We start from the raw sequence: 22,921 nt of genomic DNA on the forward strand, positions 1-22,921 counted from the left end.
TGCCGATCCCCAAGCGGCGCCACCGGCGCGCATCCGGCACCGCTCACCGATCCAGCAACGGCGTCAAATACCGCCGAGCAAACTCCCGCGCCTGCTCGTCATCACCCAACTCGAAGCAACTCACCGGATTGAGCAGAAAGGAAACGGTGATCCGCACCATCAATTCGGCGACCGGCGTCGGATCCCGCTCGGCGCGCCCCTCCGAGCGCTGGGCACGGCGCAGATGCGCGGCCAGATACTCCCGCATCGCCACGAACGACGGCCCGCTCTCCAGCGTCAGATACGGCAGCATCGTCTCCGGCTCCAGCCGCATCAGCCCACCGATCAGCGGATGCCCCCGTATCAGTCGCAGGATGGCGGCAAACCCCTCCACCATCCGCTCCTCCATCGTCGGCAGCCCGGCAACGGCCGCGTCCACCTCGCTCACGAAGTGCCGGTACTCCCGCAGCAGAACCCGCTGCACCAGCTCGTCCTTGTTGCCCACCCGCCGGTACACCGTCACACGGGACACCTTGGCCCGCTTGGCCACATCGTCAACGGTCGACCGACGCAGGCCGAACGTCATGAACTGCTCACGGGCGGCATCAAGAATCTTCTCGGTCAGCGCGTCACCCACCGGCGCCCCCTCCAGCGCACGGGCGAGCAGCGACCCGTCACCGGGCGCAACGTCCTTGCCCCGCCCGGGAGTCGGCGCCGCCCCGTCCGTACTCCGTGCGTCCGTACTCCGTGCACCCATTCTCCCCACCCCCTGCTGCTGATCCCGACAACACCCGGCGACGCACGCTGCGACGCAGGCCGAACGCCAACACACCCACGCCACACACCCGCCAAGACACCCGGCGCGCCATGCCCAGCGTCCTCCAGCAACACAGACACTAACCGAATAACTTTGTAACTCAGCCCTGCACAGGAGGTATTCGATGCCCATGCCGCTCTCCCCCGAACAGCAGGACTTCGTCACCGCGCTGCGCGAGTTCGCCCGCCGCGAGTGCGGGACCCGCGAACAGCGCGACGCCCTGGCCGCCGAGGTCGGCGGCCCGCACAGTCCCGCGCTGTACGCGAAACTGGCGGCCCTGGGCTGGCTCGGGGTCTGCCTTCCCGAAGAGTACGGCGGCGCGGGCGGCGGGATGACGGACGCCTGTCTCTTCCTGGAGGAGTGCGCGCACGGCCTCGTCCCGGCCGGCGGCTTCATCACCTCGGTGATCAGCGCCAAGGCGTATGAGAAGTTCGGCAGCCCGGCACAGAAGAAGGCCGCGATCGGCGGGGCGGTCGCCGGGCAGGTGCTGGCCATCGCGATGTCCGAGCCCGACGCGGGGTCGGATGTCGCCGCACTGCGCTGCCGGGCCGAACGCGCCCAGGACGGCGGGTGGCTGATCAACGGCCACAAGGCCTGGATCTCCAACGCCCATCTCGCCGAGTACATCCTGCTGGTGGCCCGAACCGGCGGCAGGAGCGAGAGCCGCGACAACGGGCGCCCGGGGCGCGGCGACAAGCACACCGGCCTGACCATGTTCCATCTGCCAACCGCCACCCCCGGTGTCGACATCCGGGGCATCGACACCATGGGCGGCCGAGAGGTCAACGACGTCTATCTCACCGATGTACGGCTTCCCGCCGACGCCGTCGTCGGCGAGGCCGATCACGCCTGGGCGCAGCTGATGGCGGGCCTCAACGCCGAACGCCTCTTCCTCGCCGCCCACATGCTCGGCCTGTCCCGGCGTATCTTCGACGACACGCTGGCCCATGTCCGCGAGCGCGAGCAATTCGGCCGGCCCGTCGGCTCGTTCCAGGCTTTGCGCCACCGTCTTGCCGACCTGGCCACCGAGATCGGGTGCGCGGGGCTGCTCGTACGGGATGTGGCGGCCCACTGCGACGCGGAGCCGGAACGGCTCTTCCCCCGCGAGGCATCCATGGCGAAGCTCAAGGCCACCGAGACCGCCAAACACGCGGCCCTGGAAGGGATGCAGATGATGGGCGGCTATGGATACGCCACGGAGTACGACATGGAACGCCATCTGCGGACGGCCGTGATCTCGACCGTCTACGGCGGTACCAGCGAGATCCAGCGCGACATCATCGGCAAGACCTACGGGCTGTAGCCGCGACGGCGAATGCGACGGCGGCGGCCGGTGGACGCGGACTGTCAATCTCCTGCCCACCCGCTGGTTACCCCAAGGTAACCGCAGCTGCTTGGATAAGTGACGCCGCATCATCCCTCCCCCAACCCCCCACCCCCCACAGGGAGTTTCCGTGACCGATTCGCATTCGTCCCCGCGCACTTCCCGGACCGCCGCGATAGCCACGGCCCTCGCCGCCGTCACGCTGGCCGCCGCGTCCCCGACCGCGTCGGCCGCCGACACCCCCCGTCTGAAGGTGCTCACCTACAACGCCTTCCTCATGAGCAAGAACCTCTATCCCAACTGGGGCCAGGACCACCGTGCCCAGGCGATCCCGGCCGCGGACTTCTTCCAGGGAAAGGACGTCGTCGTCCTCCAGGAAGCCTTCGACAACTCCTCCTCCGACGCGCTGAAGTCCGACGCCGCCGCGCAGTACCCGCACCAGACCCCGGTGGTGGGCCGGAGCAAGGACGGCTGGGACGCCACCGGCGGCGCCTACTCGTCCGTCACTCCCGAGGACGGCGGGGTGACCCTGCTGAGTAAGTGGCCGATCCTCCGCAAGGAGCAGTACATCTACCAGGACGCCTGCGGCGCGGACTCCTACGCCAACAAGGGCTTTGTCTATGCCGTGTTGGACGTCAACGGCACCAAGGTGCATACGGTCGGCACACATGCCCAGTCGACCGACTCGGGCTGCGCGGCGGGTGAGGCGGCCGCCGACCGCGCCAAGCAGCTCACAGAGATGGACTCCTTCCTGGATGCCAAGAACATCCCGGCGGACGAACAGGTCATGGTCGCGGGCGATCTGAACATCGACTCGCGCAGCTCCGAGTACGGCACTCTGCTCAGCAACGGCGATCTCGCGCCCGCCGACAGCCGCACGGGCCATCCGTACTCGTTCGACACCCAGGAGAACTCCATCGCCAAGGACCGCTATCCGACGGATCCCCGGGAGGACCTGGACTATGTCCTGCACCGCAAGGGCCACGCCCGTCCCGCCGGCTGGCAGAACGAGGTGATCAAGGAGCGGTCGGCCCCCTGGACGGTCTCCAGCTGGGGCACCGACTACACCTACACCAACCTCTCCGATCACTACCCGGTGATCGGAGGCTGAGCCGCGCCCGGCAAGCGGGGAATTCAGTCCGGGAGTTCAGTGGTCGCAGACCGTCACCGGTACGCCGCGCCGGGTGGAGCCGCTCGGATACGAGGGCTCCACCCGGGACCACCTGCCGCCCGCCCGCCCACAGCCGATGCGCGGCATATGAACCGACGCCCCGAGCTCCTGGGCCCTGGCCGCGATCCGGCCGAGCCCGGCGGCGATGACCTCGTACCGCGCTGGGACACCCTTGCGGACATGCGCGATCACCGACGCCCCTGCCCTGCGACGCGGTGGCGTCCCCTTTGACGCAGGTGATCCCCGCTGCGCTCTCCATGCTCTCAACCCCCGTGATCTGAACCATGAATCCACGGTAAGGGCGACCACTGACAATCGGCCGGGACGGCACACGCAAGGGCGGCCGCAGAAGCTCTCGGGCCTCCGCGGCCGCCCTTGATTCCTCAGGATTCCTCAGGCGCCGACGATATGCGGCTACCTCTTCGTCAGCTCGCGCTCCGCGGCGATGCGGTGCACCCGGCCGCGTACCACGTACCAGCCGATGACCAGCGCCACCCCGAGCACCGGGATGATCATCACGGTCTGCCGGCCGACACCGCCGTCGAACCACATCAGGACGATGACGCCGAGCAGGAAGGCGATGGTCGCGAGGTCGGTGACCGGCGTGCCGGGGAGCCGGAAGCGGGGCCGCGTGACCCTGCCCTCCTTCGCGCGCCGGACGAACACCATGTGACAGATCATGATCGTGCACCAGGTGCTGATGATGCCCAGCGCCGCGATGTTCAGCACGATCTCGAACGCCTCGCCCGGCATGAGGTAGTTGAGCCCGACGCCGAGCACACACACCGACGAGGTGAGCATGATGCCGCCGTACGGAACCTGGTTGCGGTTCATCAGCCCGGCGAACTTGGGCGCGGAGCCCGCCATCGACATGGAGCGCAGGATGCGGCCGGTCGAGTAGAGACCGGAGTTCAGGCTCGACATGGCGGCGGTGAGCACGACGAGGTTCATCACATCGCCGGCCGCCGGCACCCCGACGTTGGACAGCACCGTCACGAAGGGGCTCTCCCTGCCGGTGAATTCGTTCCACGGCAGCAGCATCGCCAGCAGTACCACCGAGCCGACATAGAAGAGACCGACCCGCCACATGATGGAGTTGACGGCCTTCGGCACAACCTTCTCCGGCTCGCTGGTCTCACCGGCGGTCACGCCGACCAGCTCGACGGCGGAGTAGGCGAAGACCACGCCCTGCAGCACGATCACCACGGGCAGCAGACCGGTCGGGAAGATGCCGCCGTTGTCGGTCAGCAGATCGAGGCCCGGTGTGTGCCCGCCAACGGGGTGCTGGGTGGCCAGCAGGAAGATGCCGATGAACATGAAGGCGACCAGCGCGGCGACCTTGATGATCGCGAACCAGAACTCCAGCTCACCGAAGATCTTCACCGAGATCAGGTTCACCGCCAGCACGACCGCCAGCGCGATCAGGGCCATCACCCACTGCGGGATGTCGGTGAACAGACTCCAGTAGTGCGTGTAGAGCGCGACCGCGGTGATGTCGGCGATACCGGTCGTCGACCAGTTCACGACATACATCCAGCCAGCGACGTAGGCGCCCTTCTCCCCCAGGAACTCACGGGCGTACGACACGAAGGATCCGGACGACGGACGGTGCAGCACCAGCTCGCCGAGGGCCCGGACGACGAAGAAGGCGAAAAGGCCGCAGACCGCGTAGGCGATGGCCAGCGCGGGTCCGGCGGAGTGCAGCCGGCCGCCGGCGCCCAGGAAGAGGCCGGTTCCGATCGCTCCGCCGATGGCGATCATGTTGATGTGCCGGCCCTTGAGGCCCTTGCTGTAGCCCGCGTCGCCCGCGTCCTGCGGGACGCCTTTCCCCCCGTCCGACGGCTTGTGAACCTCGTCCGGAAGGGTTTCTGTGCTCACTGCTGCTTTCTCACTTTCGGGCAGGCGCTGAGGCCGTTCGGGCAGGCGCTGTGGCCGTGGGTTTCGCGGATCGCGCAAAGTAGGCCGACCGCACACCTTCCACGAAGAGACGCCTCCCGTCTGTGGGCAAGATCACAAGTGATACAAGCCATCCAGCTCTTGGCGATATTTGTCCGAAATGATCTTCCGGCGCAGCTTCAAGGAAGGAGTCAGCTCACCCGATTCCGGTCCCCACTCCTCGCTCAGCAGCGAAAACCGCTTGACCTGCTCCGTCCGGTTGAGCCGGGCGTTGGCGGCCGAAACGGCCCGCTCGACCTCTTCCCGTACGGCCGGATGCCCGGCCAGCTCCCGCAGCGTCCCCGTGATGCCGCGTCGCGCCGCCCAGGCCGGGGCGAGCTCCGCGTCCAGCACCAGGAGCGCGACCAGATACGACCGGCCGTCGCCGTGCACCAGCGCCTGCCCGATGAGCGGATGCTCCTTGAGGGTGTTCTCCACCAGAGCCGGCGAGACGTTCTTGCCGGTGGACGTCACGATCATTTCCTTCTTGCGGTCGGTCAGCCAGAGGAACCCGTCCTCGTCGACCCGGCCGATGTCGCCCGTCGCGAACCAGCCGTCGGCGTCGGTCGCCGGTGCCACCGACCCGTCGGCGCGCAGATATCCCGCGCAGACGGTCCGCCCCCGCACCTCGATCTCCCCGTCCTCGGCGGTACGCACCTCCAAGCCGTCGATCGGACGGCCGACCGAGCCCAGCCGGAAGGCGCCGGGGCTGTTGGTCGTGCACACCCCCACCGTCTCGGTCAGCCCCCACGCATCCATGACCACGATGCCCAGGCCCGCCCAGAACCGCACCACATCCGGCGGCATCGGCGCGGAGGCGCTCGCCGTCCACACCAGGCGGTCGAATCCGGCCTGCGCCAGCAGCGGGTCCAGCACCTCGGCCCTCGCCTTGGCGTACGCGTGCGCCAGCCCGGCCGGCCGCTGCCCCCGCTCCTGGCAGTCGACATACGCACGGGCGGTCTCGGCGGCCGCCTCGACGGCCGCCCGCCGCTCCTCCGGGAGCCGCGCGAGCACCGCCCCTACCGCCGCCGCGAGCTTCTCCCAGACCCTCGGCACGCCGAAGAACTGCGCCGGACGCAGCTCGCGCGCGGTCGCCGCGACCGCCGCCGGGTCGGCGCAGAGGTAGACGTGCGAGGCGCGGAAGACCGGCAGACAGATGCCCAGCATCCGCTCGGCGATATGTGCGAAGGGGAGGTAGCAGAGGTGCTCGACGTGATCGGGCAGTTCCACCGCACCATCCAGCGCCAGTGCGTTGAGCAGCACATTGCGGTGGCTGACCACGACACCCTTGGGGTCGCCGGTGGTGCCGGAGGTGTAGACGACGGTGAGGGTGTCGCCGGCGGCCGTCTGCCGCCACGCCGCCTCGAACGCGGCGGGATCGTACAGCTCGGCGCCCCGGGCGGCCAGCGAGGCATAGCTCTCGTGCCGGGCCGGTTCCTCCGCTGGTTCGGCGACCGTGTCCGCCTCGACGATCACCAGCTTCTCCAGGCGAGCGGTGTCGTCGACGAGCAGCGGTTCCCAGCGTCGGAGCTCTCGCGCGCCCTCCAGCACGGCGAAGCGGGCCCCGCTGTGCCGTGCGATATGGGCGATCTGCTCGGGCGCGGCGGTGCCGTACACCGTCACCGGGACCGCTCCCACGTGCACCAGGGCCAGGTCGCTGAGCCAGTGCTCGGGGCGGTTGCCCATCATGAGGAGGACGATCTCGCCCCGCCGCACCCCGAGCGCGCGGTACCCGGCGGCCAGCTCGGCCACCTGGCGGCGGACCTCGGCCCAGCTGAGCGTGTGCCACGCGCCGGAGTGCGTACCGTGGGTCCCGTCGCCGACGCGCCAGGACAGGGCGGGGAGCTCTCCGTGATCTTCGGCGTTGCGCAACAGCAGGGCGGGAAGGGTGAGTTCGCCCGGTTCGCCGGGCATACGCAGGATCGTGGTCAAGGTGGCCTCCTGGCGAGATGGGCCGGCTCAGGGGACCGGCCCCAGCTGCGGAGATACGGGGCTGCGCGGGTCAGGAAGGTTTCACAAGAGTGGTGAGACAGCAATACTGTTGGACATGATGGAGTCCGCCACCGACCTGACGGTCGACGAACTGGCCGCCCGCGCCGGCGTCACGGTCCGCACGATCCGCTTCTACAGCACGCGCGGGCTGCTGCCGCCGCCCGAGATCGGCCCGCGCAGGGTCGGCCGCTATGGACCGGACCATCTCTCGCGGCTCGCGCTCATCGAGGAACTCCAGCACCAGGGCATGACGCTCTCCGCGATCGAGCGCTATCTGCAGCAACTGCCTCCCGATCTGAGCGCCCAGGACCTCGCCATCCACCGTGCGCTGGTGGCGAGTTGGATCCCGGACAAGGCGGAGGACGTGACCCGGGAGCAGCTGGAGCGGCGGGTCGGCCGGGAGCTGACCGAGGAGGACCTGGACCGGCTGGCGGCCATGAGCGTGCTCGTGCGGACCGATGATCCGCGGGTCTTCCAGGTCGACCCGGGGCTGCTGCATCTGGGGACGCGGCTGCTCGACGTCCCGATCGCGCTGGAGACGATCCTCGCGGCGCGCACCGTCGTCATCGAGCACACCCGCTCGGCGGCCCACGAGCTGAGCCGGCTCTTCAAGGACGAGGTATGGGGGCCGTACCAGGACGGCGGGCCGGACGCGGAGGAGATGGCGCGGATGAAGTCGCTGTCCGCCCATATGCAGCCGTTGGTGGTGCAGGCACTGGTCACCGCCTTCCAGCGGTCGATGAAGCAGGAGCTGCGGGAGTGGTTCGGCGAGAGCGACAAGCCCGAGCGGCCTGACGAGAGCGAGGCCTGACGGGGGCGGGCCCACGGCGGCCCGCCCCCGTACACGGTCAGTCGCTGAACTTCTCGCCCTTCTCGGCCTTCTCGATCAGCAGCGGCGACGGCGCGAACCGGTCGCCGTACGCCGCCTGGAGCTCACGGGCGCGGGCCACGAAGCCGGGCAGGCCCACGAGTTCCTCCCGCCCCGGCCCGCCCTGGTATCCATTGATGTACTGGAGCACACCGCCCGTCCAGCCAGGGAAGCCGATACCGAGGATGGAGCCGATGTTGGCGTCGGCGACGGAGGTGAGCACGCCCTCCTCCAGGCAGCGGACGGAGTCCAGCGCCTCGGAGAAGAGCATGCGCTCCTGCATGTCCCGGAACGGGATCTCGTACCCGGGCTTCCGGAAGTGCTCACGCAGCCCCGGCCACAGGCCGGCGCGCTTGCCGTCCTCGCCGTACTCGTAGAAGCCCGCGCCGCCGCTGCGCCCGGGGCGGTCGAACTCGTCCAGCATGCGGTCGATGACGGCGTCCGAGGGGTGGCCCGGCCAGGTGCCGCCCGCCTCTTCGACGGCCCGCTTCGTCTCGTTACGGATCTTGCGCGGCAGGGTGAGGGTCAGCTCGTCCATCAGGGAGAGGACCTTCGCCGGGTAGCCCGCCTGGGCCGCGGCCTGCTCGATGGACGCGGGCTCGATGCCCTCGCCGACCATCGCGACGCCTTCGTTGATGAAGTGGGCGATGACACGCGAGGTGAAGAAGCCACGCGAGTCGTTGACGACGATCGGGGTCTTGTTGATCTGGCGTACGAGGTCGAAGGCGCGGGCGAGCGCCTCGTTCCCCGTCCGCTCGCCCTTGATGATCTCGACGAGCGGCATCTTGTCGACGGGGGAGAAGAAGTGCAGGCCGATGAAGTCCACCGGCCGCGCCACGCCCTCGGCGAGCAGGGTGATCGGCAGTGTCGAGGTGTTGGAGCACAGCAGTGCGTCCGGCTCGACGATGCCCTGGATCTCCTGGAACACCTTGTGCTTGAGCGCCGGGTCCTCGAAGACCGCCTCGATCACGGCGTCGCAGCCCGCGAGGTCCTGCGGGTCCGCGGTGGGCGTGATACGGGCCAGCAGGGCGTCCGCCTTCTCCTGAGTCGTGCGTCCCTTGGCGACGGCCTTGGCGCAGAGTTTCTCGGAGTAGCCCTTGCCCTTCCGGGCGGCTTCCCCGGACACGTCCTTGAGGACGACGTCGATGCCCGCGCGGGCGCACGCGTAGGCGATGCCCGCGCCCATCATCCCGGCGCCGAGCACCGCGGCCTTGCGTACGGTCCTGGACTCGATGTCCTTGGGGCGGCTGGCGCCGGAGTTGACGGCCTGGAGGTCGAAGAAGAATGCCTGGATCATGTTCTTCGCGGTCTGGCCGGTGACCAGCTCGGTGAAGTACCGGGCCTCGATGGTCAGCGCGGTCTCGAAGTCGACCTGTGAGCCCTCGACGGCGGTCGCGAGGATATTGCGCGGCGCCGGGTAGGGGGCGCCGCCCAGCTGCTTCTTCAGGTTGGCCGGGAACGCCGGGAGGTTGGCGGCGAACTTCGGGTTCGACGGGGTACCGCCGGGGATCTTGTAGCCGGGCTTGTCCCAGGGCTGTGCGGACTCCGGGTTGGCGTCGATGAAGGCGCGGGCCTTGGCCAGCATGTCGTCGGCGGACGTCGCCACTTCGTGGACGAGGCCGTTCTCCAGGGCGCGCCGCGGGTTGTACTGGGTGCCCTGGAGCAGCACCTTGAGCAGCGCGTCCGCGATGCCCATGAGGCGTACGGCGCGGGTCACCCCGCCGCCGGCGGGGAGCAGGCCGAGGGTGACCTCGGGCAGGCCGATCTTGGAGCCGGGCGCGTCGAGTGCGATGCGGTGGTGGCTGGCGAGGGCGATCTCGTAACCGCCGCCCAGGGCGGAGCCGTTGAGGGCCGCGACGACCGGTTTGCCCAGGGTCTCGATGCGGCGCAGGGAGTTCTTGATGGCGGTGCCCGTGTCGAATGCCTGCTGGGCGTTCTCGGGGCCGACCTGGATCATCTCCTTCAGGTCGCCGCCCGCGAAGAAGGTCTTCTTGGCGGAGGTGTAGATGATGCCGCGGATGGAGTCCTGCTCGGCCTCGGCGCGGTCGGCGATCGCCGCGATGGAGTCCTTGAACGCCTGGTTCATGGTGTTCGCGGACTGGTTGGGGTCGTCCAGGACGAGGGTGACGACGCCGGTCTCGTCCTGTTCCCAGCGAATGGTGGTGGGCTCGCTCACTGTGCTTCTCCGTAAGGGGTCTGGGACGGGCGGTCAGAGGCGCTCGATGACGGTGGCGACACCCATGCCGCCGCCGACGCACAGGGTGGCCAGGCCGTAGCGCTTGTCCTGCCGCTCCAGCTCGTCGACGAGGGTGCCGAGGATCATCGCGCCGGTGGCGCCGAGGGGGTGGCCCAGGGCGATGGCGCCGCCGTTGACATTGACCTTGTCCAGGCTCAGGCCCATGTCCTTGACGAAGCGCAGCACGACGGCGGCGAAGGCTTCGTTGATCTCGACCAGGTCGATGTCGTCGATGGTCAGCCCGGCCTTGGCCAGTGCCTTGCGGCTGGCGGGGGCGGGTCCGGTCAGCATGATCGTCGGTTCGGAACCGGAGACCGCGGCGGAGAGGATGCGGGCCCGCGGGGTGAGGCCGTAGCGCTCGCCGACCTCCTTGGAGCCGATGGCGACCAGCGCCGCGCCGTCCACGATGCCGGAGGAGTTGCCCGCGTGGTGCACATGGTCGATCTGCTCGACCCAGTGGTACTTCTGCAGCGCGACCGCGTCGAAGCCGCCGAGGTCGCCGACGTCCTTGAAGGACGGCTTCAGCTTGGCCAGCGAGTCGGCGGTGGTGCCGGGCCGCATGTGCTCGTCGTGGTCCAGGATCGTGAGCCCGTTGCGGTCCTTGACCGGCACGACGGAGCGCTCGAAGCGGCCGTCCTTCCAGGCCGCGGCGGCGCGCTCCTGGGAGAGGGCGGCGAACTCGTCGACATCGCGCCGCCCGTAGCCCTCGATGGTGGCGATGAGGTCGGCGCCGATGCCCTGCGGGACGAAGCCGGTGTCGAAGTTGGTCATCGGGTCGGCGAACCAGGCGCCGCCGTCGGAGGCCATCGGGACCCGGGACATCGACTCCACGCCACCCGCCAGAACCAGGTCCTCCCAGCCCGAACGGACCTTGGCGGCGGCCATGTTGACCGCTTCGAGGCCGGAGGCACAGAAGCGGTTCTCCTGGACGCCGGCGACGGTGTCCGGCAGGCCGGCGGCGATCGCCGCGATACGGGCGATGTCGGAGCCCTGGTCGCCGACCGGCCCGACGACGCCGAGGACGATGTCGTCGATCGCCGCCGGATCCAGGCCGGGGAAGCGCCGGCGCACCTCGTGGAGGAGGCCGACGACCAGGTCGATCGGCTTGGTGCCGTGCAGTGCGCCATTGGCCTTGCCGCGGCCGCGCGGGGTGCGGATCGCGTCGTATACGTACGCTTCGGTACTCAAGTCAGGCAGCCTTTCGCATGAGGGTGAGGCATTCGCGGCGGGTGGGGACCGGCCGGTCCGGGTCAGTCGAGGAGGGAGCGGCCGATGATCTCCTTCATGATTTCGGTCGTACCTCCGTAGATCGTCTGGATGCGGCCGTCGGTGAAGGCTCTGGCCACGCGGTATTCGGTCATATAGCCGTAGCCGCCATGGAGTTGGAGGCAGCGGTCGGCGACGCGCTTTTGCAGTTCGGTGGCCCACCACTTGGCCATCGAGGCGTGCACCGCGTCCAGTTCGCCGGCGGCGTGGTCGGCGATACAGCGGTCGAGGAAGGCGCGGGTGACGGCGCACTCGGTGGCCATCTCGGCTATTTCGAAGCGGATGTGCTGCTTTTTGGCCAGCGGTCGCCCGAAGGCCTCGCGCTCCTTGACGTACTCGGTGGTGATGTCCAGGAGATGTTCGGCGGCGGCGATACCAGCGACGGCGATGGCCATCCGCTCCTGTGCGAGATGCGTCATCAGGTGAACGAACGCGCCGTTCAGCTCGCCGAGCAGATTCTCCTTGGGGACCCGTACGTCGTTGAAGAACAACTCGGCGGTGTCCTGGGACTTCTGGCCGATCTTGTCCAGATTGCGGCCGCGCTCGAAGCCCGCCATCTCCCGCTCGACGACCAGCAGGCTCAGGCCGTGCGCCCCGCCCTCGGGCGCCGTCCTGGCCACCACGATGACGAGGTCGGCGAGGATACCGTTGGAGATGAAGGTCTTGGAGCCGTTGAGGATCCAGTGGTCGCCGCGGTCCTCCGCCGTGGTGCGGATGCCCTGCAGATCGGAGCCGGCGCCGGGCTCGGTCATCGCGATGGCGGTGATGAGGTCGCCGGTGCAGAAACCGGGCAGCCAGCGGTGCTTCTGCTCGTCGGTGCCGAGCGTGGTCAGGTACGGGCCGATGATGTCGTTGTGCAGGCCGACGGCGAATCCGGCGGCGCCCGCCCGGGTGAACTCCTCGGCCAGTACGGCGCTGTAGCGGAAGTCGGGCTCCCCGCCACCGCCGTACTCCTCCGGCACGGCCATGCCCAGCAGCCCCTGCTTGCCGGCCGCTCGCCAGGCGTCCCGGCTGACGATGCCGTTCTTCTCCCACTGCTCGTAATGCGGCGTCACTTCCTTGGTCAGGAAGGTGCGTACCGTCTCGCGGAAGGCGTGGTGATCGTCGGTGAAGATCTGGCGCTGCACGCTACTGTCCCTTCGGGCAATCGTTCTCGGGCGACGGGGCCTGTCGGTTGGGGGGTGTGCCCCCGGGGAGGTCCGGCGTCTGTGTCATCGGTGCGGCGGCCCTTCTCACAGCCAGTTCTTGACGGTCTCGATCAGCTTCGCGGGCTCCGGTCCGACGGGATGGACGTTGAGCATCGTCACGCCCGCCTCCCGGAAGGCCGCGATGCGCTCACGGACGTAGCCCTCCGGTCCGCACAGCGACATCAGCTCGCAGAATTCGTCCGGTACGGCCGCTTCGGCTTCCCGTTTCCTCCCGGCGAGGTACAGCTCCTGGATCTTGTGCGCGGCTTCTTCGTAGCCGTAGGCGACGGCCAGGTCGTGGTAGAAGTTCTTCCCCTTGGCCCCCATTCCGCCGACGTACAGGGCGATGACGGGGCGGGCGAGATCGCGTACGGCCGCGGCGTCCTCCCCTATGGCCAGCAGTCCGCCCGCCACGGTCTGCAGCGGGCCGAGCTCCGGAGCGCGCCCGGCGGCGCCCTCGGCGAGCGGTGTGCCCCAGACGTCCTTGGCCTTCTCCGGGATGAAGAGGGTCGGCAGCCAGCCGTCCGCGATCTCGGCCGTCATCCGGACGTTGGCCGGGCCCAGAGCGGCCACGTAGACGGGGATCCCGGGTCGGACCGGCCTGGTGAGGATCTTCAGCGGCTTGCCGAGCTTGCCGCCCTTTTCCTTGGGCAGCGGCATGTCCGTGATGCCGTGGTGATCGATGACCTCGCGGCGCCAGATACGGCGGCAGAGTTCGATGGTCTCGCGGGTGCGGCCCAGCGGTCTGTCGTACGGCTTGCCGTGCCAGCCCTCGACGACCTGCGGGCCGGACGCGCCCAGGCCCAGCAGCGCCCGGCCGCCGGAGATCGCGTCGAGCCCGGCCGCGGTCTGGGCGATCAGGGCGGGGGTGCGGGAGTAGACATTGAGGATCGCCGAGCCGATCCTGGCGTGCTCGGTGCGGGCGGCCAGGAAACCCATGATCGTGGGTGAGTCGAAGCCGTATGCCTCGGCGACCCAGATGGCGTCCAAGCCGGCGCTTTCCAGGGCGGCGACCTCTTCGGCGGCCTGGCGCGGATCGCCCGCGTACTGGAGCGTGGTGGCGAGTTCCATCAGCGGCCCGTGTCCTTCTGCTCGGCGGTGAGACTGGGGGTCTGCCAGTCGCGGGCGACCTCTTCGGTGTCCGCGCCGGGCCGGGCGGGCGGTCTGCGCATCACGCCCGGGGTGTCGGAGAAACGGGGTGCGGGTGCGGGCTGGGTGATCCCGCCGTGGTCGACGAAGGTGCCGCGGGCGGCGAGATGCGGATGCGACGGGGCCTCACGGAGGGACAGAACGGGCGCCACACAGGCGTCGGACTCCTGGAAGACCGCCGTCCACTCCTCGCGGGTACGGGTCTTGAAGCGGGCCGCGATGGCGGTGCGCAGCTCTCCCCAGGCGGCGAAGTCGTCGCGGCTGGGGACGTCGTCCTCGATGCCCAGCCGGCGGATGAATTCGGCGTAGAACCGCTCCTCAAGCGCACCGACGGCCATATGGCCGCCGTCGGCGGTCTCGTACGTCCCGTAGAACGGCGCGCCGCCGTCCAGCAGATTCGCGCCGCGCCGGTCCTGCCAGCCGCCGGCCGCCAGCATGCCGTGGATCATCGAGCTGAGATGGGCCGTGCCGTCGACGATCGCGGCATCCACGACCTGGCCCTTGCCGCCCTCGCCCCGGGCGTGCAGAAGGGCGGCGAGGACGCCGATGACGAGGTAGAGGGAGCCTCCGGCGTAGTCGCCGACGAGGTTGGCGGGGACGGCGGGCGGGCCGTCCGGAGGGCCGATCATGCCGAGGGCGCCCGTGATGGCGATATAGCCGATGTCGTGTCCGGCGGTGTCGGCGAGCGGGCCCTGCTGGCCCCAACCGGTCATCCGGCCGTAGACGAGGCGGGGGTTGCGCGCCAGGCACTCCTCGGGGCCGACGCCGAGCCGCTCGGCGACGCCCGGTCGGTACCCCTCGACCAGCACATCGGCGCGTTCGACCAGGTCCAGCACCTGCGCCACTCCTGGGGGGCGCTTCAGGTCGACCAGCACCGAGCGTTTGTTGCGGTTGGTGATGTCATAGGCCGGGTCGATGGACAGCCCCGCGCCTCCGGGGCGGTCGACGCGCACGACGTCGGCACCGAGATCGGCCAGCAACATGGCCGCGAACGGCCCCGGGCCGATGCCGGCCAGCTCGACCACCCGCACCCCGCTCAGCGGGCCGTTCCCTGATTCTGCCATCGCGCCCCCTGCCTCCCGCTGCACCGGCCGTGACACTTCTGATGTAACACTCGCGATGTTAAGAACGTGTTCCACTTTCCACAAGCCCCCTCGCTGTGTGGCGACCGTCAAAAAAGCCCGCGGCGACGATGTTCAACTGCCATCGCCGCCGCGGGCCTTCGCGCGCCTGCTGCTGCGCTCTCCTCCCCGTCGAGCTCGGTGATGAGCTTCTTCGGGGCTATGACGCGGTAGGACTCCTCGGTCCAGTCACACAGCAGATCCGCCGCCGGGGCACCCTTCTCCTCCAGCGGAACCCGCACCCATCCGGATTTGCCCAGGCCATAGCCCGCGGGCTCGGCGCCGGGCGAGGACAGGGCATGGGCATGGACCTCCGGGTCCCTGAGCTTCATCGTGATCCCCAGCGGATGGCTGCCGTCATCCGTGCCGAGGAAGACAAAGACTCTCTTGTTGACCTTGACGACGCTTTCGCCCCAGGGGAATTCCTCCACGGCCCCCGGAAGCCCGAGCGCGAAGACCCGCACCCGCTCCCACACCACCGACGGCTCCGCTGCCTTTGCCATGCGCTCCTCCACGTCCGTTCCCCCGTCCGGCACCGCACGCGGTGCCACCGACGCGCCTCCCGCGTGCGTCGATCATCGCCATCCACGCTAACGGCGACCACTGACAACGGCCCGCGGAGCGCCTCGCGCCAGGCCGACGCGGGTCGATGCGTCCACGTCGGACCCGCAACCCGCCACGGCGATGTTCGACTTCCACGACGGCCAGGGACCGCGTCGGTTCAGTGAACCGGCATCAGCGAAACCGGCATCATCGCGTCAGCCAACTCGGCATCGTGGCGAGCGGTGGGGCCCACCGCGCCCGGCACCGCCCCGTCCGCCGCACTACGCAACGTCCGGAGACGCCTTCCTGTGCACGGCCTCCGCTCCCCCTGCCGCCGGCACCAAGTGGTCGTCGGGCACATCGGGGTCCACGAGCCGGGCCAGTCGCTGCGGCACATTGCCGCCCACCAGGATGACGACGACGAGCGTCAGCCCGAAGGTGAGCACCGCCAGCGCCCGCCCCAGGGACATGCCCTCGGCCAGCCGCGCCCCGAGGACCGGGGCCACCGCCCCGCCCAGCGCCCCCACGTTGTAGACGAAGCCCAACGACGCCGCTCGGGTCGCGATCGGGAAGTGGCCGGCAATGTATTTCGGCAGGATGCCGGAGATGCCCTGGTTGAGCGCGAGCAGCCCGAAGATCAGCACCCCGAGTCCGACCAGGCTGTCCTGGACCGCGAAGACCGGAAAGACGAAGCAGAGGGACGCCAGCAGAGTGCCGGCGTAGGCGCGGCGGGTGCCGGCCCAGTCGCCGACGAACCCCGCCAGCCAGCAGCCCGCCATGGTGCCGAGGCCCGCGTAGAACATCACGTCGGTGACCTGGGCGGGGGTGTATCCCAGGTCGGTCTTGAGGTAGGTGGGCAGCAGGGCCTGGATGGGCCAGCTGTAGAGGAACGCGCAGAACACCGTCGCCATCAGGGACACGTACAGCGGCCACCCCTTGCGGCCGCCGAGCTGCGCGGCGAAGGCGATCAGGCACAGCGCCGCGACCGCGGACAGCCAGGGGACCTGCCCCGTGCCGAGGGGCGTGAAGACGCAGAACAGCGCGGCCGAGGCGGCCGCGGCCAGGGCCGTGTTGAGCCAGGAGCGGAGGCGGCCGGTGAACAACGGCTGGAACGGATTGGGCCGTTCCGCCTGCGGGCCGCCGGCCGATGCCGTCGCTGCGCCCTGCACCGCCACTGCGCCCTGTCCCGCCGGTGTGCCCGCTCCCGCCGACACGGTCGGCCGGGAGCCGATCTGCGCCGCCCAGTCCCCGGCCTCCGGCAGCGATCTGCGCACCCATAGCGCGACCAGGACGGGCAGTACCCCGATCCAGAACATCCAGCGCCAGCCCCAGTTGGGGACCACCCACTTGTAGAGCTCGGCCGCGACGACGGTGCCGCCCGCGTAACCGGAGATGAGGAACCCGGACGCCCGGTTGCGCATCCGGGTGGGCCAGCTCTCCAGCACATACGTCACGCTGGCGCTGTACTCCCCCGCCATCCCCATGCCGATCACCAGGCGGGCGACGAACAGACTGGTGTAGCCCCAGGCGAACCCGCAGGCGAAGGTGCCGAGCGAGTAGAGCAGAATGCTGGCGATCATGGCGGCTTTGCGGCCGTAGCGGTCGCCCATCGCCCCCAGGAGCGCACCGCCCAGCCAACGGGTGATGAAGGCGCCGGAGATCAGCGAGGCGGCGGTAGCGGTGCTCAGGTGGAAGTCGTCGGCGATTTCGGTCAGGACGAGGGTGATCAGGACGAAGTCGAAGCCGTCGAGGAGATAGCCGATCCAGGCGGCGACCATCGCCTTCCACTGGCGCGGCGTGATCTCCCGATACCAGGGCACCGCCCTGGCGGGACGGCCCGTAGGGCGGGGCGTCACAGCGGTCCGGCCTCCTCCAGCAGTTGACGGGCGGAGCGGTGCGCGGCGTCGTCGAACGGCACGTGCGCCCCGCCATCCGTCGACACCGGCAATCCGGACATTGGACGTCCTAGGTCATGGGCGAATGTGGCCCTGCCCCGACGCCGTGTCAAGACGGCAGGCCGCACCCGCGCCACCAACGGCACGAGTGAGAGTGGTCGTTGACGGGACGGCGGCGACTGCCTAAGGTCCGGACTCCAGTCGAGAGGACGCGCGATGCGACGGCAGGACACCTCCGGGCGGGCCCATGACCTCGTCCTTTACGGCGCCACCGGTTTCGCCGGGGTGCTCACCGCGGAATATCTGGCCAGGCATGTGCCCAAGGGCTGCCGCTGGGCGCTGGCCGGGCGCAGCACCGCGAAGCTGGAGCGGCTGCGCGACCGGCTGGCCACCTTCGATCCGGCCTGCGCCAACCTGCCCCTCCTGCGTGCCGACAGCGGCGACCCGGATTCGCTGCGCGCGCTCGCCGCCGACACCCGGGTGCTGGCCACGACCGTCGGCCCCTATCTCACCCACGGGGAGCCGCTGGTCGCCGCCTGCGCCGCGGCCGGCACGGACTATGCCGATCTGACCGGCGAGCCGGAATTCGTCGACCGGATGTATCTGCGGCACCATGCGACGGCCCGCGCCTCGGGCGCACGCCTCGTGCACGCCTGCGGTTTTGACTCCGTCCCGCATGATCTGGGTGTGCTCTTCACGGTGGGGCTCCTCCCGGAGGGCGTGCCGCTGCGCGTCGACGGCTTCGTCCGGTCCAACGCTGCCTTCTCCGGCGGCACCCTGGCGTCCACGCTGACCGCCGTCTCACGTCCGGTGGCCATGGCGCGGACCGCCCGCGAGCGGCAGCGGGCGGAACGGCTCCTGGAGCGCACGCCCGGCCGTACGGTGCGGGCGTCGCTCGGCCCGCCCCTCAGGAGCGGCGAGGCCCGCGCCTGGGGTGTGCCGCTGCCGACCATCGACCCGCAGATCATCGCCCGCTCGGCAGCCGCGCTCGACCGCTACGGGCCCGACTTCCGCTACCGCCACTACGCGGGGGTGCGGTGGCTGCCGGTGGCCGTGGGCGGGGCCCTGGGCGCCGGGGCGTTCTGCGCGCTCGCTCAGGTGCCGGCCGCGCGGCGGTGGTTGTCGGGGCGCCTGGAACCGGGCGAGGGACCGAGCCCGGAGCGGCGGGCGAAGAGCTGGTTCACGGTGCGTTTCGTGGCCACCGGCGGCGGCCAACGGGCGATCACGGAGGTCTCGGGCGGCGATCCCGGCTATGACGAGACCGCGAAGATGCTCGCCGAGTCGGCGCTGAGCCTGGCCTTCGACGACCTGCCGGAGACGGCGGGCCAGGTGACGTCGGCGGTCGCCATGGGGGACGCGCTGACGGCACGTCTCCAGAAGGCGGGCATCACTTTCCGCGTCATCCGGGGGTGACCCGCGCCGACAACCCGCCCGGCGTCGGCCCGGCCCTCACACGCCGGCCAGCGCCCTCCGGCACAGGGAGTCCGCGGCCCGGGTCGTCTCCGGGAGCCGGTACTTGGGCGCCAGACGGAGCGTATGCGCACAGGCTCCGTCGAGGTCGATGCGATGGCCTACGGAGACGAAGACCGGTTTGACGCCCTTTTGGGTGCGCAGCGCACGTCCTACCTCCTCGCCGTCCGTAGGAGCGCCGGACAGGGCCGGGCCGGAGTCGTCCACCAGCGAGGAGGTCGCGCCCCGGTCCGGCCCCGGAGGCTCGTACCGGAAGGTGAACGGGTTCTTGGCGACGCCGATCGTGGGCAGACCGGTCAGCACCCCGAGGTGGCTGGCGAGTCCGAAGCGGCGCGGATGGGCCCGTCCGTATCCGTCACAGACCACGAGATCCGGTGTGCGGGCGAGGCGGCCGAGCGCGTCGAGCACGGTGGGAATCTCACGGAAGGCGAGCAGCCCCGGGACGTACGGGAAGGCGACCCGGCCAACGGCGGTGGCCTCGTCGATGACGGCGAGGGTACGGGCGTCCAGGGCGACGGCCGCCGCGGCGACGACGTCCCGTTCGTCGTCGTAGGCCACGTCCACGCCCACCACGGTGCCCTCGAATCCGAGCTCCGGACCGGACTCGTCAAGGCATACGTAGGGCCGCAGCCGGTCCTGGACGGCGCGTGCCCGGGCTTCGTCGGTCGGCCAGTGCCGAAGCTCGTCGTCGCAGGAGATCGTTCCGGAGGTGTCCATGGTGACGACCACGCTACCGAACACATGATCGGGCGGGTCGTCGGGTGATGCGCCCGGTGTCCGTAGAGCCGTCGGCGTCGGCCCCCGTCTGCCCCCCTGGCCTGCGCTTTCGCCCCTGGAAAGCGCCGGGAGGACCCGACCGCGCACCTACGACCGCCCCTTATATTGCCCTCATGTTCGTACTTGAGCTGACCTACACCGCCCCCATCGAACGCGTCGACGCCGCCCTCCAGGAGCATGTGGCCTGGCTGGACGAGCAGTACGCCGCCGAACGCTTCATCGCCGCGGGCCGCAAGGTGCCGCGTGACGGGGGTGTCATCCTCGCCGCCGGCGTGGACCGCGCGACCGTCGAACAGCTCGTGGCCGAGGACCCGTTCAGCATCGCGGGGGTCTGCGACTACCGGATCACCGAATTCGTCGCGACGACGACCGCCCCGGCACTGGAGGGGTACCGGGAGCAGCTGCCGTCCTGAGGCACCAGGGGCTGCGGAAAGGCTTGGGCCCGCGCCGTCCCGCGCTACGGAACGGTCTCGGGAGCCGGGGCGGGCCAGCGGCCGCCGTTGCGCCAATAGCCTTGGATCTCCTCCAGCTGGCGGCCCTTGGTCTCCGGCGCGGTGACGGCGGCGAAAGCCAGAGCCCCCAGGGCCAGGCCCCCCAGACCCGCGAACGTCCGGGCCGCGCCCGCCCAGGCCATCAGGGAGGGGAAGAACTGGGCGATGAGGAGATTGGCCACGAGGTCGGCGGTGAGCATCACCGACGCCCCGGTGGAGCGCAGCTGAGCGGGGAACGCCTCGCTCGCATAGACCCAGATCAGCGATCCGAAGCCGAAGTTGAAGGCCGCGGTGAAGAGCAGAACGGCGCCGAAGCCGATCCAGGTGGTGGCCCCCTTGACATCGGTGAAGCCGAAGACCGCGGTCAGGACGCCGAGCATGACCACCATCGTGCCGATCCCGGAGAGCAGCACCACCCGCCGGCCGAGCCGGTCGATCATGAGGATGGCGAGGACGGTCGCGGCCAATGAGGCGAGCTGGACGAACGACGGCAGCAGGAAGTTCTGGCCGTTGCCGGTGAAGCCCATCTCCTCGAAGATCTGCGGGCTGTAGTACGTCACGGCGTTGATCCCGGTGATCTGGCAGAAGAACCCGAGGCCGACGACGAAGAGCGCGGCGCGCGCGTACGGCCTGTGCAGCAGGGAGCGCGCCGATCCACCGCTCTCCTCGGCGAGTGCGGCGGCCACGGCCGTGACCTCCGCGCGCGCGTCGACGTCCGGGTCGGTCATCGCCATGACTTCGACCGCTCGTTCCGTACGGCCTTTGAACACGTACCAGCGAGGCGTGTCCGGCAGCCGGAACAGCGGGATCAGGACGAGGGCCGCGGGGATCGCGGAGAGGCCGAGCATCCAGCGCCAGTGGCCGCCGCCGGACAGGCCCCAGTTGACGAAGTAGGTGATGGCGATGCCCGCGACCGTCGCCACTTGATAGGCGGCGACGGAAGCGCCGCGGATGCGCGCCGGGGTCGACTCCGCGATGTAGAGCGGGGCCGCGACGATCGAGATGCCGATGGCGACGCCGAGCAGGAAACGGACCGCATCGAGCACGACGACATTGGGCGCGAGCGCGGACAGCGCCACGAAGACGGCGTAGGAGGCGGCGACGATCAGCATGGCGGCCTTGCGGCCGAGGGCGTCGGCAAGCTTGCCGCCGATCAGCGCGCCGACGATGGATCCGAACACCAGGATGCTGGTGACCAGGCCCATTTCGGCCTCGGTGAGGTGGAAATCCCTGCTCAGGAACACCAGGGCACCGGAAATGCTGCCGGTGTCGTAGCCATAGATCACGCCTACGACGGCGCCGGTGAGCGCGAACAGCTTGCCGGTGCGGTGCGAGGTCCTGGATGCCGGTGGTGGGGGTGTCGCGGAGAGCGTGTCGGTGGACATGGAAAGTCCTTTGGACGGCGGACGGCCTGCAGCATGCGATGGTGACTGATCTTGCGAGTATTGGCTGCCTTTCATGCAGGTGTCAACAACTTCCCGGCACTCCTCACCTCACGGCCCATACGCAGGCCAACGCGACATTCGCGCTGCCTGGACGACTTGACCGCCACCGATTCCGGCGCTCCCCTCTATCGGATCACCCTCACGAGGGATGGATCTGTGCGCGATTGATGCGTACAGTCGATTGCAGCAAAGTCAAAAGTTGCAGAAACATGCAGGATCATCAGCATCACCGTCGCACGGCGATCCGATCCATGCATCGGGATCCGGGCGTCGGTCCTACGCACCACACGGGAGGGTGGCCATGAGCGGGACCTCGTACATGGAGCAGGAGCTGCGCAGCCAGCCGGAGACCTGGCGGGCGGCCGCGGAGATCGGGGCGGCGGCGGGCCCGCTGCCCAAGGCCGGACAGCGGGTCGCTGTCGTCGGCTGCGGGACCTCATGGTTCATGGCGCAGTCGTATGCGGCACTGCGTGAGAACGCCGGGCTGGGGGTGACGGACCCTTTCGCCGCCTCGGAGGCGTTCCTCGGCCGCGCCCGCGGCTATGACGCGGTGGTGGCGATCACCCGCTCGGGCACCACGACCGAGGTGCTGCGTGTCCTCGACGCGATCAAGGGACGCATCCCGACGGTGACGGTCCTCGGCGACCCCGAGACCGCGGCGGTCACGCTCTCCGACGAGACGGTCGCGCTGCCGTTCGCGGACGAGAAGTCGGTGGTGCAGACACGGTTCGCGACGACTGCGCTGACCCTGCTCCGCGCCCACCTGGGCGAGGACGTCTCCCGCGCGGTGAGCGACGCGCAGGAAGCACTGACCGCACCGATCGAGCGGGAATGGGTGGACGCCGAGCAGTTCTCCTTCCTCGGCACCGGCTGGACGTTCGGACTGGCCAATGAAGCGGCTCTCAAAATGCGGGAGGCGTCGCAGAGTTGGACGGAGTCCTACCCGGCGATGGAGTACCGCCACGGCCCGATCGCGATAGCCGCGCCCGGCCGGGTGACCTGGCTGTTCGGCCAGGCGCCGGAGGGGCTGGAGGCGGATGTGGTGCGGACCGGCGCGCGCTTCGTGTGCCATGGGCGCGATCCGCTGGCCGATCTGGTGCTGGTGCAGCGGGTGGCGCTGGAGCGGGCCCGCGCCCGCGGCCTGGACCCGGACAACCCGCGCAGCCTGACCCGCTCGGTGATGCTCGAAACGCCCGCCACACCGTAGCCCCTCCGCTCCCCCGACATCATCACACCAGTCCGCAAGGGAGACAGG

At 69.8% G+C, this 22,921-nt stretch carries 17 protein-coding genes and 2 pseudogenes; 6 read left to right on the forward strand and 13 right to left on the reverse strand.

Features of this window, described 5'->3' with window-relative positions:
- Positions 1 to 43 precede the first annotated feature (43 nt).
- Positions 44 to 616: a TetR/AcrR family transcriptional regulator gene (locus tag K9S39_RS08035; RefSeq protein WP_283112293.1), complete on the reverse strand. Its 573-nt coding sequence runs from the start codon at positions 614 to 616 to the stop codon at positions 44 to 46.
- A 304-nt stretch (positions 617 to 920) separates the two neighbouring features.
- Here K9S39_RS08035 and K9S39_RS08040 point away from each other — a divergent pair, with 304 nt between their 5' ends.
- Positions 921 to 2,099, forward strand: coding sequence for an acyl-CoA dehydrogenase family protein (locus tag K9S39_RS08040; RefSeq protein ID WP_248862635.1), 1,179 nt, complete (start codon positions 921 to 923; stop codon positions 2,097 to 2,099).
- Positions 2,100 to 2,250: 151 nt separating this feature from the next.
- The gene (gene sph / locus K9S39_RS08045; RefSeq protein ID WP_248862636.1) at positions 2,251 to 3,231 is read left to right on the forward strand and encodes a sphingomyelin phosphodiesterase; all 981 of its coding nucleotides are present in this window, start codon (positions 2,251 to 2,253) and stop codon (positions 3,229 to 3,231) included.
- A gap of 36 nt (positions 3,232 to 3,267) precedes the next feature.
- On the opposite strand, the pseudogene K9S39_RS08050 reads toward sph, so the two are convergent.
- From K9S39_RS08050 to K9S39_RS08060, 3 genes and pseudogenes are all read right to left on the reverse strand, one after another.
- Positions 3,268 to 3,465: pseudogene (locus tag K9S39_RS08050) on the reverse strand (Appr-1-p processing protein); the annotation flags it as partial.
- Between the two features lie 240 nt (positions 3,466 to 3,705).
- Positions 3,706 to 5,169, reverse strand: a complete 1,464-nt coding sequence (locus K9S39_RS08055) for an amino acid permease (RefSeq protein WP_248862637.1) — start codon at positions 5,167 to 5,169, stop codon at positions 3,706 to 3,708.
- Positions 5,170 to 5,301: 132 nt separating this feature from the next.
- Positions 5,302 to 7,158 carry an AMP-dependent synthetase/ligase gene (locus K9S39_RS08060; protein ID WP_248862638.1) on the reverse strand — a complete coding sequence of 619 codons (1,857 nt, stop codon included), beginning with the start codon at positions 7,156 to 7,158 and terminating at the stop codon, positions 5,302 to 5,304.
- 115 nt (positions 7,159 to 7,273) lie between these two features.
- Between K9S39_RS08060 and K9S39_RS08065 the strand changes: the two genes are divergently transcribed.
- Positions 7,274 to 8,029: a MerR family transcriptional regulator gene (locus tag K9S39_RS08065; RefSeq protein WP_248862639.1), complete on the forward strand. Its 756-nt coding sequence runs from the start codon at positions 7,274 to 7,276 to the stop codon at positions 8,027 to 8,029.
- A gap of 37 nt (positions 8,030 to 8,066) precedes the next feature.
- Here K9S39_RS08065 and K9S39_RS08070 read toward each other — a convergent pair whose 3' ends face one another.
- The 7 genes and pseudogenes from K9S39_RS08070 to K9S39_RS08100 all read right to left on the reverse strand — a co-directional run bounded on the left by K9S39_RS08070 (position 8,067) and on the right by K9S39_RS08100 (position 17,366).
- Positions 8,067 to 10,262 carry a 3-hydroxyacyl-CoA dehydrogenase NAD-binding domain-containing protein gene (locus tag K9S39_RS08070; protein ID WP_248862640.1) on the reverse strand — a complete coding sequence of 732 codons (2,196 nt, stop codon included), beginning with the start codon at positions 10,260 to 10,262 and terminating at the stop codon, positions 8,067 to 8,069.
- 33 nt (positions 10,263 to 10,295) lie between these two features.
- Entirely contained in the window at positions 10,296 to 11,510 is a 1,215-nt protein-coding gene (locus K9S39_RS08075; protein WP_248862641.1) for an acetyl-CoA C-acetyltransferase, read from the reverse strand.
- Positions 11,511 to 11,572: 62 nt separating this feature from the next.
- Positions 11,573 to 12,715 carry an acyl-CoA dehydrogenase family protein gene (locus K9S39_RS08080; protein WP_248862642.1) on the reverse strand — a complete coding sequence of 381 codons (1,143 nt, stop codon included), beginning with the start codon at positions 12,713 to 12,715 and terminating at the stop codon, positions 11,573 to 11,575.
- A gap of 105 nt (positions 12,716 to 12,820) precedes the next feature.
- Positions 12,821 to 13,846 carry an LLM class F420-dependent oxidoreductase gene (locus K9S39_RS08085; protein WP_248862643.1) on the reverse strand — a complete coding sequence of 342 codons (1,026 nt, stop codon included), beginning with the start codon at positions 13,844 to 13,846 and terminating at the stop codon, positions 12,821 to 12,823.
- Positions 13,846 to 14,988, reverse strand: coding sequence for a CaiB/BaiF CoA transferase family protein (locus K9S39_RS08090; protein WP_248862644.1), 1,143 nt, complete (start codon positions 14,986 to 14,988; stop codon positions 13,846 to 13,848). The genes K9S39_RS08085 and K9S39_RS08090 overlap by 1 nt, the downstream gene beginning before the upstream one ends.
- Positions 14,989 to 15,176: 188 nt before the next feature.
- Positions 15,177 to 15,548, reverse strand: a pseudogene (locus tag K9S39_RS08095) (MmcQ/YjbR family DNA-binding protein); the annotation flags it as partial.
- A 321-nt stretch (positions 15,549 to 15,869) separates the two neighbouring features.
- Positions 15,870 to 17,366: an MFS transporter gene (locus K9S39_RS08100; protein ID WP_248868655.1), complete on the reverse strand. Its 1,497-nt coding sequence runs from the start codon at positions 17,364 to 17,366 to the stop codon at positions 15,870 to 15,872.
- A 333-nt stretch (positions 17,367 to 17,699) separates the two neighbouring features.
- Between K9S39_RS08100 and K9S39_RS08105 the strand changes: the two genes are divergently transcribed.
- Positions 17,700 to 18,896, forward strand: a complete 1,197-nt coding sequence (locus K9S39_RS08105; protein ID WP_248862645.1) for a saccharopine dehydrogenase family protein — start codon at positions 17,700 to 17,702, stop codon at positions 18,894 to 18,896.
- A 36-nt stretch (positions 18,897 to 18,932) separates the two neighbouring features.
- Here the strand turns inward: K9S39_RS08105 and K9S39_RS08110 are convergent, their stop codons facing one another.
- Positions 18,933 to 19,670: an endonuclease V gene (locus K9S39_RS08110; protein WP_248862646.1), complete on the reverse strand. Its 738-nt coding sequence runs from the start codon at positions 19,668 to 19,670 to the stop codon at positions 18,933 to 18,935.
- Between the two features lie 173 nt (positions 19,671 to 19,843).
- Here K9S39_RS08110 and K9S39_RS08115 point away from each other — a divergent pair, with 173 nt between their 5' ends.
- On the forward strand, positions 19,844 to 20,143 hold the full coding sequence (locus tag K9S39_RS08115; RefSeq protein ID WP_248862647.1) for a YciI family protein: 300 nt from the start codon (positions 19,844 to 19,846) through the stop codon (positions 20,141 to 20,143).
- 44 nt (positions 20,144 to 20,187) lie between these two features.
- Here the strand turns inward: K9S39_RS08115 and K9S39_RS08120 are convergent, their stop codons facing one another.
- Positions 20,188 to 21,606 carry a sugar porter family MFS transporter gene (locus tag K9S39_RS08120; protein WP_248862648.1) on the reverse strand — a complete coding sequence of 473 codons (1,419 nt, stop codon included), beginning with the start codon at positions 21,604 to 21,606 and terminating at the stop codon, positions 20,188 to 20,190.
- 361 nt (positions 21,607 to 21,967) lie between these two features.
- Here K9S39_RS08120 and K9S39_RS08125 point away from each other — a divergent pair, with 361 nt between their 5' ends.
- Positions 21,968 to 22,873 (forward strand): SIS domain-containing protein, encoded by a 906-nt coding sequence (locus tag K9S39_RS08125; protein WP_248862649.1) that lies wholly within the window; start codon positions 21,968 to 21,970, stop codon positions 22,871 to 22,873.
- Positions 22,874 to 22,921 lie beyond the last annotated feature (48 nt).

The organism is Streptomyces halobius (assembly GCF_023277745.1).
Taxonomy (GTDB): Bacteria; Actinomycetota; Actinomycetes; order Streptomycetales; family Streptomycetaceae; genus Streptomyces; species Streptomyces halobius.